We start from the raw sequence: 10,559 nt of genomic DNA on the forward strand, positions 1-10,559 counted from the left end.
GCGACCAAGCCGAAAGTTCTGCTGCTGGACGAGCCGACTGAAGGCATCCAGCCGTCGATCATCAAGGAGATGGCGCGCACCTTGAAGCGTATCCGCGACGAGAAGGGCCTTTCGATCGTCGTCTCGGAACAGGTGCTGAGCTTTGCGCTCGACATCGCCGACCGCGTGCTGGTGATCGAGAACGGCGAGATCGTGCGCGACGATCCGCGCGACGCCGTCGATGCCGCGCAGGTCTCGAAATATCTGTCCGTCTAACCAACCGTAGTAAAGGGGAGCATCTCGATGCCAGAGACACTGATCAAGGTCGATCTCACCAAGTCGGCCTATGAAAATGACATGGTGCATAACCGCTGGCACCCCGACATCCCGATCGTGGCTTGGGTCAATCCCGGCGACGACTTCATCATCGAGACCTATGACTGGACCGGCGGCTTCATCAAGAACAACGATTCCGCCGACGACGTGCGCGACATCGACCTTTCGATCGTGCACTTCCTGTCCGGCCCGATCGGCGTCAAGGGCGCCGAGCCCGGCGATCTCCTCGTGGTCGACCTGCTCGACGTCGGGCCGCTCAAGGAGAGCCTGTGGGGCTTCAACGGCTTCTTCTCCAAGCAGAACGGCGGCGGCTTCCTCACGGACCATTTCCCGCTGGCGCAGAAGTCGATCTGGGACATCAAGGGCCTCTACACCTCGTCGCGCCATGTGCCCGGCGTGAATTTTGCGGGCCTGATTCATCCCGGCCTGATCGGTTGTCTGCCGGATCCCAAGATGCTGGACACGTGGAACAAGCGCGAGGCCGAGCTGATCTCGACCAACCCGACGCGCGTGCCCGGCCTTGCCAATCCACCCTTCGCGCCGACCGCCCATGGTGGCCGCGCCAAGGGCGACGTGAAAGCCAAGATCGGCGCGGAGGGAGCGCGCACCGTGCCGCCGCGCGAGCACGGCGGCAATTGCGACATCAAGGATCTCTCGCGCGGCTCGAAGATCTACTTCCCGGTCTATGTGCCGGGCGCGGGCCTGTCGATGGGCGACCTGCATTTCAGCCAGGGCGACGGCGAGATCACCTTCTGCGGCGCCATCGAGATGGCCGGCTGGCTGCACCTGAAGGTGGAAGTGATCAAGGACGGCATGTCGAAATACGGCATCAAGAACCCGATCTTCAAGCCCTCGCCGATCACGCCGAACTACAAGGACTATCTGATCTTCGAGGGCATCTCGGTCGACGAGGCCGGCAAGCAGCACTATCTCGACGTTCACATCGCCTACCGCCAGGCCTGCCTCAACGCCATCGAGTATCTGAAGAAGTTCGGCTACTCCGGCGCGCAGGCCTATTCGATCCTCGGCACCGCGCCGTGCCAGGGCCACATCTCCGGCGTGGTCGACGTACCCAATGCCTGCGCCACGCTGTGGCTGCCGACCGAGATCTTCGACTTCGACGTGATGCCATCGGCGGCCGGTCCCATCAAGCACATCACCGGCGATATCCAGATGCCGATCTCGCCGGACAAGTGATCCCTGCGCGACGGAATGCGGGACGGCGCGTACTTGCCGCCCCGCATCCGTCGCCAGGTGTGTTGAGCAGGCTCCAGCGTGGGGATGATGCGATGCCGGTCTACGAATATCTTTGTGACGACTGCGGTCCATTCAAGGACCTTCGCCCGATGGCGGAGTGCGACAATCCGCAAAGCTGTCCGCACTGCGAGACGCTGGCGCCCCGCGTCATCCTGACCGCGCCGAACTTCTTCTGCATGCCGGCCGACAAGCGCAAGGCGCATGCGGTCAACGAGCGCAGCACGCATGCGCCGCAGACGCTCGCACAGTACAAGGCCTCGCACGGCCCCGGCTGCGGCTGCTGCTCCTCAGGCAAGACCGTGAAGGACAAGGGCGCAACGGGCAGGAAGAAACCGGCGCGTCTGATGACCAAGACCGGGAGCGGTGCCAAGGGCTTTCCGACGGCGCGGCCCTGGATGATCAGCCACTAATCTACGCGACCGCCTGATCGGCGGCGACCCAGAACAACGAGTCAAGTAAAGGAGCGGTCAACATGCTTCACGGCGATATTTCCAGCAGCAACGACACCGTTGGCGTTGCAGTGGTCAACTACAAGATGCCCCGGCTGCATACCAAGGCCGAGGTGCTCGATAACGCCCGCAAGATCGCCGACATGATCGTTGGCATGAAGCTCGGCCTACCCGGCATGGACCTCGTGATCTTTCCGGAATATTCCACGCAAGGCATCATGTACGACTCCAAGGAGATGTACGAAACGGCATCCATGGTGCCGGGCGAGGAAACCGCGATCTTCGCGGAGGCCTGCCGCAAGGCGAAAGTGTGGGGCGTGTTCTCGCTCACCGGCGAGCGCCACGAGGAGCATCCGCACAAGGCGCCCTACAACACCTTGATCCTGATGAACGACAAGGGCGAGATCGTGCAGAAGTACCGCAAGATCATGCCCTGGGTGCCGATCGAAGGCTGGTATCCCGGCAATTGCACCTATGTCTCCGAGGGCCCGAAAGGCCTCAAGGTCAGCCTGATCATCTGCGACGACGGCAACTATCCCGAGATCTGGCGCGACTGCGCCATGAAGGGCGCCGAGCTGATCGTGCGTTGCCAGGGCTACATGTATCCGGCCAAGGAGCAGCAGGTCATGATCTCCAAGGCCATGGCTTGGGCCAACAACGTCTATGTCGCGGTCGCCAATGCCGCCGGCTTCGACGGCGTCTATTCCTATTTCGGCCACTCCGCGATCATCGGCTTCGACGGCCGCACCCTCGGCGAATGCGGCGAGGAGGATTACGGCATCCAGTACGCCCAGCTCTCGAAACATCTGATCCGCGACGCGCGCCGCAACGGCCAGTCGCAGAACCATCTCTACAAGCTGGTCCACCGCGGCTACACCGGCATGATCAATTCCGGTGACAGCCCGCGCGGTGTCGCGGCGTGCCCGTATGATTTCTACAAGAACTGGATCAAGGACCCCGAAGGCACGCGCGACATGGTGGAAGCGATGACCCGTTCGACCCCGGGCACGGACGAGTGCCCGATCGACGGCATCCCGAATGGAGCGTCTCCAAGCAATTACTGAGAAATCGCCGGCGCACGTCACCTGCTCGCATGTCGGCAGGGACGTCGCGCGCCAGGTAGCGGTACTACCGCTTCTGCTCCGTGGGCTTGCGCGGTGGACGCGGGGGCGCGGGCGTCCCGCTCATCTTGTTGGCGGCCTCGCTGACGTCGAGCAGCGAGCGGCGGATGTCTTCGAGATAGGTCGCCGACTTCTTCTTCATGATGTCGGCAAGCTCGTGCAGTCCCTTGATCTTCTCCAACAGCTCGTCGGCCTTGCCGTCGACGAAGCCTGGCACCACGCCCTCGATCTTCGCGACCGCCCTGTCGAATCCCGCAAAGGCGCTGTCGACCTTGGCCATGACCGAATCGATTTCCGCGCCCTTGCTCCTGAGGTCGGCGGTGTGGCTCTCGAACGTGCCCAGGCCCTCCTTGATCGCCGGCGCGTTGTTCACGATCGTGCGGTCGACGCCGTGCAGGGTTTCGACGATGGATTCGGCGTCGCTGAGATCGGCCGTCAGCACGGGGATGCCGTCCGCGTCCAGCGGCACCGGTGGCGCAGAGGGAGCGCCGCCGATCAGCGAGATCGCGGCAACGCCGGTGAGGCCCTGGAACTCGATGCCTGCCGCGGTGTCCTTGCGGATCGGTGCGGTGTTGTCGAGCATCACCAGCGCCACGATCCTGCGGGGGCTGTCGAGCTTGATCGACAGGATCTGGCCGGCGGGCACGCCGTCGAAATTGACCGGTCCCCCGCGGCGCAGGCCGCTGGCGGAACCACCCTCGAACACCACGCGCAACTGGCTGCGGCTCTGGATGGTGCGCCACTTCTGCACGCCGAGCACGCCGCCGAACGCCACGGCGATCGCCGCCAGCGTTGCCGTTCCGATCACAAGATTGCTCGCGCGCGCCATGCAGGAAGGATTTTACGACCAAAGCGGGGAAGTTGGAAGGAGCCGGCAATGGTACATCGGGCGGGTTAACGACTTGCCCGCCGAAGCTCGGAGAGCGAAGGCGGAAGCGTAACCCGCCACCATCTCTGGCATGCGTAGCGGTGATTCGGTGGATTACGCTTCGCTAATCCACCAGGACTTCAATGTCCGGCGGCGCGTCTTGCCGCGGCATTGTTGAGCACGATCAGGGCATCGACGGCCACACCCGCCCGGGGGTTGATCAGGAACGGGTTGATGTCAACCGAGGCGATCCGGTCGCCGGCATCCGCGATCAAATTGGACAGGCCGACCAGCGCCTTCACCGCCGAGGCCTCGTGCAGGGCTGGCCTGCCGCGATAGCCCCGCATCTTGATGCCGGCCTTGGTGCGACCGATCAGGAGCCGTGCCTCGGCTTCGTCCAGCGGCGCGCCGGCGAGGGCGACGTCCTTCATCAGCTCGATGTCGATGCCGCCAGTCCCGAACAGCACGACCGGACCCATCTCGGCATCGAGCGAGGCGCCGACGACCAGCTCGAGATCGGCCTTGACCTGCTGCGCGATCAGGATGCCGTCGAGCTTCGGCTTGCCCTTCAGCCTCGCCACTCGCGCCGTGATGTCGGAAAATGCCTTCTTCACCTCGGCCGCGCTGTTGAGGTTCAGCACCACGCCCCCGATGTCGGACTTGTGCAGGATCTCGGCGCTGACGACCTTTGCGACGACCGGGAATCCGATCTGCTTGGCGATCTTCACGGCTTCGGCGGCCGTCTGTGCGATCGCCTCCTTCGAGATCGGGATGCCGTAGGCCTTCAGGAGCTTCTTGGAGGCGACTTCGTCGAGCGCTGCGCCGCTGGCCGATCTCAACGTCTTCTCCAGCACGGCGCGCGCGGAAGGCTTCGAACTCGAGACGATATCGGGCACCTCTTTGCACAGTTTCGCGTAGTCGAGCAGCGACTTGATCGCGGTCACTGCGCGGTCCATGCCCTGCATGACCGCAAGATGCGGCAGCGACTTGCGCAAGGTCTTCGTGAACTCGGTGAAGCCGATCGACATCGCGCTGATATAGATCACCGGCTTGCCGGCCTGTCCCGCCATCTCGTTGACGATGCGCAGGTTGCGCTCGCGCAACTCGTGCGGCGTTTTCGGCAGTTCGGCATCGACGATGACGATGTCGATATCGGGGTCATCGATCATCAGCTTGATCGACCTCATGTAGACGGAGGGATCGACGACGGCGGCGAAGCCGGCGTCGAGCGGGTTTCCGACGATCGAGCCCGGGCCGAGCATCTTCGCCAGCTCCGAACTGACATGCAGGCTCAACGGCGCGAAGTTCAGCCCCGCGGCGTAGAAGGCATCGATCAGCATGCCGCGCTTGCCTCCGGACAGCGTGACGGCGGCGAGCCGGTTGCCTTTGGGCACGGCGGCGTGAACGAAGCATTCGGTGGTCTCGATCAGTTCGTCGAGCCCGCCAACCCGGATCACGCCCTCGCGCGTCGCAATCGCGTCGAATGTCTCGATCGAGCCCGCCAGCGCGCCGGTATGGGCCATCGCCGCGGCGCGGCCACCCTCCGACGCCCCGAGCTTGAGCGCAATCACGGGCTTGCTTGCGGCGCGCGCCGCCTTGCAGGCTTCGCGGAAGGCCCTCGTGTTGCGCACGCCCTCGAGGTAGACGACGATCACCCTGATGCTCGGATCCTCGGCGAAATAGCGCATCAGGTCCGGCGTCTCGAGCCCGGCCTCGTTGCCGGTCGTGACCATGTAGCCGACACCGACGCCGCGATCCTCCAGCGCCTGGCGGATCGCCATGACGATGGCGCCGGATTGCCCGGCGATTGCCACTGCGCCCTGTTCCATGGTGACGACACGATCGTCGATGTTGGTGAACAGCTTTTCGCCGGCGCTGAGATTGCCGAGGCAGTTCGGGCCCGTGACGGCAAGGCCCGTCTCGCGCACGGCCGCCTGCAATTCGGCGGCGAGCTTCTGGCTTTCTTCATCCTGCAACTCGCTGAACCCCGAGGTGACGATGGTGGCCGAACGCGCGCCGGCTGCGGCGGCGTCGCGGATCACCTGCACGGCGAAGCGCGCCGGCACCAGCACCAGGACGTGATCGGGCTTCTCGGGAAGGCTCGCAAAATCCTTGTAGCAGGGAACGCCCCATATGGCGTTACGCTTGGCGTTGATCGGATAGAGGCCGCCCTCGTAACCGTACTTGACCAGATTGTTCCAGATACGCTCAGCATAATTGCCGGGCTTGTCGGTCGCACCCACCAGCACGATGTTGCGCGGGTGCAGCATGGCGTGGATACCCTTGACGATGTCGCTGGCGTCGGGCGGCGGAAACCATGGACGGAACGCGGACGCAGCAGACACATGGGCTTCCATAGCGTGACCTCACCTGTTGTTCTTATTTGGTGGCGCGTCGCTCTGTTCTATGGCGAGTCCGTCGGAGTGGCAACCATGTGGGTGTCATGCCGTGTGGTGGAATGAAGTCCGCTTCGACGCGTGTCGCCAGCCCGCAGGGCGATCTAACTGCTGGCCCCAATCAATGTTGCATGCAGAACGTAGCGCTCGGGGCCGGAAGTGACGGCGTCGAATGGCCAGCAGGTCGCGAGAACGAGCTCGAAACCCTCGGCCGCAGGATCGATGCCCGATGCATCGAAACGGACCACGGCCGTGGAATCCGCGCGATAGCGAAAGTGTCGGCCGTTGCTGCGTGTGACATCGATGACGTCACCAATGGCGACATTCCGCAGGAAGCGGAAATGAGTGTCGCGATGGGCGGCATAGACGGCGATCCCGCGTTCACCCGCATCGGCCGATTGGTGGATATGGCCGGGTCCAAAAGCGAGCGCCTGTCCGCTCGCGCCTTCCAGCACGATCGCGCTGGCGCCGATCCGCTTGACCTCGATCCGCGCCACCGGCCGGGTGTCGGCCCACGGCCATGGCTTCACCGCCTGTCCCGTCGCAATGCTTCGGTCGAATGCGCGCTCGAGCAGCACCTGCGCCAGCCAGGCCTTGGCATGGATGTAGGCGCCGTCGCCGAACAGGATGAGTCCGACGAGCGCGAGAGCCAGAGGAGAGACGAGGCGGGGCATTGTGTATCTCTTGTTCGCCGTTCCGGGGCTCGCGCAACGAGAACCCGGAACCTCGAGATTCCGGGTTCGGCTCTGCGAGCCGTCCCGGAATGACGTGGAGAAAAAAAGGCGCGCGCGGCCGTTATGGGACGGGCAGCCGCGCGCGCTGACAGAGGAGTTCGGGGGGCTCCTCTCTCAAGCGGCGTCAGTGAGCAAGGACCGACGCCGCTTGAACACGAGCAGGATCAGGGCGAGCGCGATCAGGATCAGGCCTGCGATCATCTTCAGCTCGGCCGAGGTTGCAGTCTTGGGCAGGCGGATCGTGTCGGGTGCCGCGGGTGTCGGCTGGTTGCGCGCGTCGGCATGGCGTTCGCGCAGCTGTGTCGGCGTCAGATGCGGCCGCTCGCCGAACACTTTCTCGAAATCCCAGCCGTCCGGAAGATTGATCGGCAGGTCGCTGAGCTTGAGCGGCTCGCCTTCGGGCCGGCTCGGGGTCTTGTCGACCGCGACGAGGCTGGTGAGCCGTGTGACGATCTGATGATCGAGCGCCAGCGCCAGGATCGCCTTGTCGGATTCTTCGGGCGTCGTCTCGCGCATGGCGCGCGCCACTTCGGCATCGCCGATCTTGCGCTTGGCCCAGAGCTTTGACAGGCCCTTGCCTTCGGCGGCGCTTTGCAGCGGCAGCGTCACCGACCACGGGCGATCGCCGACGCGTCCCTTGATCTCGAGGGAGCCCGCAGGCTTGTCGAGCCTGGCCGCCAGCACCAGCGGCTCCTCGCGATAGATGTCGGGGATGATCGCCGGAGTGACATCGGCCTTGGCGTCGGAGAATTTTGCGGTGAGGCCGGTCACCGCCGGATTTTCCAGCCTGGCGAACAGGCCGCGCATGCGCTCCTCGACCTGCTCGACCGAGCCGATATGGGTGAAGGCGCCGCGGCCGAGCTCGGCGGCGCGCGTCATCAGAAAGGTGTTGGGGGCCGAGCCGATGCCGACCATGAACACGCGCGAACGGCCACGCATCGCCGTGATCGTCTCGAACAATTGCTGCTCGTTGCCGATCGCGCCGTCGGTCAGGAACACGACCTGGCGAACCATGCTGCCGTCAACGAGCTTGTCGGTCAGCGCGGCACGCATCGCCGGCACCATCTCGGTGCCGCCGCGCGCCTGCAACGCACCGACGAAGGAGCGCGCCTCATTGACATGCGCGGCATCCGCCGGCGCCGAGGCCGGAAACAGCACGTCCATGGTGTCATCGAAACGGATCACGTTGAAGCGGTCATTCGGCTGGAGGCGGCCGAGGGCATAGAGCAGGCTCGCCTTGGCCTGAACGATGGAGGTGCCGCCCATCGATCCCGAATTATCGATCACGAACACGACCTCGCGCGGCAACGGCTTCTGAGTTGCCTGCTCGGTGCTGGGCGGCGTGACGAAGGCGAGCAGGTAGTCGGCATCGCCGACATGCTCGCGGAACAGGCCGACCGATGGCGCCGTGCCCGCGGCCGGCTTCCAGGTCAGCTCGAAGTCACGATCGGCGGGGACAGCGCCATCAGCGAGCGTGACGACACGCGTCGTGTTGTCGGGACTCTCGACCTTGACGTTATGGTGGTGGCTCCTGACCTCGCCGAGCGCGAAGCCGGCCTTCAGGCGCACCGTGATGCTGGTCGGGTTGACCGGCGCATTCCTGGCGGGATCCAGCACCTGCGGCGAGATGCGGTCGCGATCCGGAACCGGGTCTGATGTCGCTATGCCCCAGCCGGAGCCGTCCTTGCGGAAGTCGACGCTCTGCACGATCGGTGCCGGATTGTAGCGCGGAGCGACCACCAGCGGCACGCGGAGCGAATATTCGTTGCCGGATTGATGCACCGGCTCCTGATATTCGATCTGCACCAGCACGGTCTCGCCGGGACCGATATTGGCGACCGAATTGGTGAAGATGTTCGGCCGCTCCTGCTCGGTGAGCGCGGCCTTCTGGCCCGCGCGGCGCGCCTCCTCGTAGATCACGCGAGCCCGCTGCCGCTCCTTGATGTCGCCGACGATGACGCGGTCGCCGACCACCATCTTCAGCGTGTCGACGGCACCATTGGTGGCGAGCGGATAGACATAGGTGGCCGCGACCCAGTCCCTGGTCGGATTGCGGAACGCTTGCGTGACGCGGGCGCGCAGCGTTGGACCCGACACGGTGATGTCGATGTCGGTGCCGAGACGGATCGCCTCCGTGGTGGCGCCGTCCTCCTTCAACAGCAGGCTGCCCGACCACGCCTCGCCAGGTTGGAGCAGGCCGGCCTGTCCGGTCGTCGCCGACCAACCCGTTCCGAGGCTCACCAGCAGGGCCACGAAGGCGACCAGCATCACCGCGATGCCCTGCGCGAGGAGGAACAATCCGAGCTTGATCAGTCGGCTCAGGATAGGGCGTTCGTCGCCGTCGGCGGTGTCGTAGGTATCCATTTGGCCTCTCCAAGGGGCTGTTTGCTGGCTCTAAGGATCGGCCTGGAGAGGCTGATTTCGCGAGCAGAATGATCGGCAATGTTCCGCCGCGGCCGGCCCGAGCAGGCTGCCGCCGGGTGGCCACGTGCGGTTTTGTGCTGGTTTGTCCGCCCTGCTAGAATGGCGCTCAAAGGGCAGGGTTGACGATGCATATGCAGGCCGACAAGCAGCTTTCGGACGAGCAGAGCCGCGAAATCGCGGAGACCATTCGCGAGGAGCTGGCCAGACGCCGGATCTCCCGGCAAGCCCTGGCCGAGCAGGCCAAGGTCAGCCTGTCGACCTTGGAGAAGGTGCTCGGCGGCCGCCGGCCGTTCACGCTGGCGACGACGGTCCGGCTGGAGCAGGCGCTGGGCGTGTCCTTGCGCAAAAGCGCCATCGTGATGGCGCCTCCGGCCGCAAACGACGTCGCGCCCGACAGCCTCGGCTCCTATGCGCATCGCGCGCTGACCTGGCTCGAGCACGTCTACATCACCCTGCGCCCGTCCTTCGGCGACAAGGACGCAATCTTTGCCTATCGCACCGAGATCGTCTGGGAGCCGAAATTCTCAGCGCTGGTCTTTCGCGAGGGCGAGCGGACCGACGCCGCTTATGAGCACACCGGCGAGGTTGCCGTGCCGCATCAGTCCGGCTTCGTCTACCTCGTCATCATCAAGCACGGCCAGCATCGCGTGATCACGGTGTCGCGGCCGACGGTCGCCGGCGAGATGTACGGCATCATCTCGACGCTCCGCGCCGGCCCCGGCTCGCAGCTGACGCCGATCGCTGCGCCCATCGCCTATGTGCCGCTCAGGAATATTCCGAAGCCGTCCTTGGGGCGGGTTGCGCCCGACGACGCCAACTACGTCCTGTATCAAAAGCATCTGCGCCGCACGGTGGAAGAGCCCTTTGCGCTCTTCCTGCCGGCATAGTCTCGCTTCGACCTCGTTCACACAAAAAGATAGCGGCCTTTTCGGCCGCTATCTGGGTTGGGCATGTTCAGCTGATGCGATCTAGAGCGGTTCACGGATTTATTGAAT

8 protein-coding genes and 1 pseudogene are annotated in these 10,559 nt (G+C 64.6%); 5 read left to right on the forward strand and 4 right to left on the reverse strand.

Features of this window, described 5'->3' with window-relative positions:
* From IC50_RS35665 to IC50_RS35680, 4 genes and pseudogenes are all read left to right on the forward strand, one after another.
* Positions 1–255: pseudogene (locus tag IC50_RS35665) on the forward strand (ABC transporter ATP-binding protein); the annotation flags it as partial.
* A gap of 27 nt (positions 256–282) precedes the next feature.
* The gene (gene fmdA / locus IC50_RS35670; RefSeq protein WP_028133835.1) at positions 283–1,512 is read left to right on the forward strand and encodes a formamidase; all 1,230 of its coding nucleotides are present in this window, start codon (positions 283–285) and stop codon (positions 1,510–1,512) included.
* Between the two features lie 92 nt (positions 1,513–1,604).
* Positions 1,605–1,982: an FmdB family zinc ribbon protein gene (locus IC50_RS35675; protein WP_035716135.1), complete on the forward strand. Its 378-nt coding sequence runs from the start codon at positions 1,605–1,607 to the stop codon at positions 1,980–1,982.
* Between the two features lie 62 nt (positions 1,983–2,044).
* Positions 2,045–3,085 (forward strand): aliphatic amidase, encoded by a 1,041-nt coding sequence (locus tag IC50_RS35680; protein ID WP_035716139.1) that lies wholly within the window; start codon positions 2,045–2,047, stop codon positions 3,083–3,085.
* Between the two features lie 64 nt (positions 3,086–3,149).
* Here the strand turns inward: IC50_RS35680 and IC50_RS35685 are convergent, their stop codons facing one another.
* The 4 genes from IC50_RS35685 to IC50_RS35700 form a co-directional block, all read right to left on the reverse strand.
* Positions 3,150–3,971: an MlaD family protein gene (locus tag IC50_RS35685; protein ID WP_035716142.1), complete on the reverse strand. Its 822-nt coding sequence runs from the start codon at positions 3,969–3,971 to the stop codon at positions 3,150–3,152.
* A gap of 179 nt (positions 3,972–4,150) precedes the next feature.
* Positions 4,151–6,367: an acetate--CoA ligase family protein gene (locus IC50_RS35690; protein ID WP_035716144.1), complete on the reverse strand. Its 2,217-nt coding sequence runs from the start codon at positions 6,365–6,367 to the stop codon at positions 4,151–4,153.
* A 143-nt stretch (positions 6,368–6,510) separates the two neighbouring features.
* On the reverse strand, positions 6,511–7,080 hold the full coding sequence (locus tag IC50_RS35695; RefSeq protein WP_035716147.1) for a class GN sortase: 570 nt from the start codon (positions 7,078–7,080) through the stop codon (positions 6,511–6,513).
* A 174-nt stretch (positions 7,081–7,254) separates the two neighbouring features.
* Positions 7,255–9,504 (reverse strand): marine proteobacterial sortase target protein, encoded by a 2,250-nt coding sequence (locus IC50_RS35700; protein WP_035716149.1) that lies wholly within the window; start codon positions 9,502–9,504, stop codon positions 7,255–7,257.
* A 185-nt stretch (positions 9,505–9,689) separates the two neighbouring features.
* On the opposite strand from IC50_RS35700, the gene IC50_RS35705 reads away from it, so the two are divergent.
* Positions 9,690–10,451: a helix-turn-helix transcriptional regulator gene (locus tag IC50_RS35705; RefSeq protein ID WP_035716150.1), complete on the forward strand. Its 762-nt coding sequence runs from the start codon at positions 9,690–9,692 to the stop codon at positions 10,449–10,451.
* Positions 10,452–10,559 lie beyond the last annotated feature (108 nt).

It is taken from the genome of Bradyrhizobium genomosp. I (2014) (genome assembly GCF_000261685.1).
Taxonomy (GTDB): Bacteria; Pseudomonadota; Alphaproteobacteria; order Rhizobiales; family Xanthobacteraceae; genus Bradyrhizobium.

Bases quoted from the DNA above. Each gene is read 5' to 3' on its own strand.
- IC50_RS35695 (WP_035716147.1), bottom strand. From the start codon at position 7,080: ATGCCCCGCCTCGTCTCTCCTCTGGCTCTCGCGCTCGTCGGACTCATC.
- IC50_RS35680 (WP_035716139.1), top strand. From the start codon at position 2,045: ATGCTTCACGGCGATATTTCCAGCAGCAACGACACCGTTGGCGTTGCA.
- IC50_RS35675 (WP_035716135.1), top strand. From the start codon at position 1,605: ATGCCGGTCTACGAATATCTTTGTGACGACTGCGGTCCATTCAAGGAC.
- fmdA (WP_028133835.1), top strand. From the start codon at position 283: ATGCCAGAGACACTGATCAAGGTCGATCTCACCAAGTCGGCCTATGAA.
- IC50_RS35705 (WP_035716150.1), top strand. From the start codon at position 9,690: ATGCATATGCAGGCCGACAAGCAGCTTTCGGACGAGCAGAGCCGCGAA.
- IC50_RS35690 (WP_035716144.1), bottom strand. From the start codon at position 6,367: ATGGAAGCCCATGTGTCTGCTGCGTCCGCGTTCCGTCCATGGTTTCCG.
- IC50_RS35700 (WP_035716149.1), bottom strand. From the start codon at position 9,504: ATGGATACCTACGACACCGCCGACGGCGACGAACGCCCTATCCTGAGC.
- IC50_RS35685 (WP_035716142.1), bottom strand. From the start codon at position 3,971: ATGGCGCGCGCGAGCAATCTTGTGATCGGAACGGCAACGCTGGCGGCG.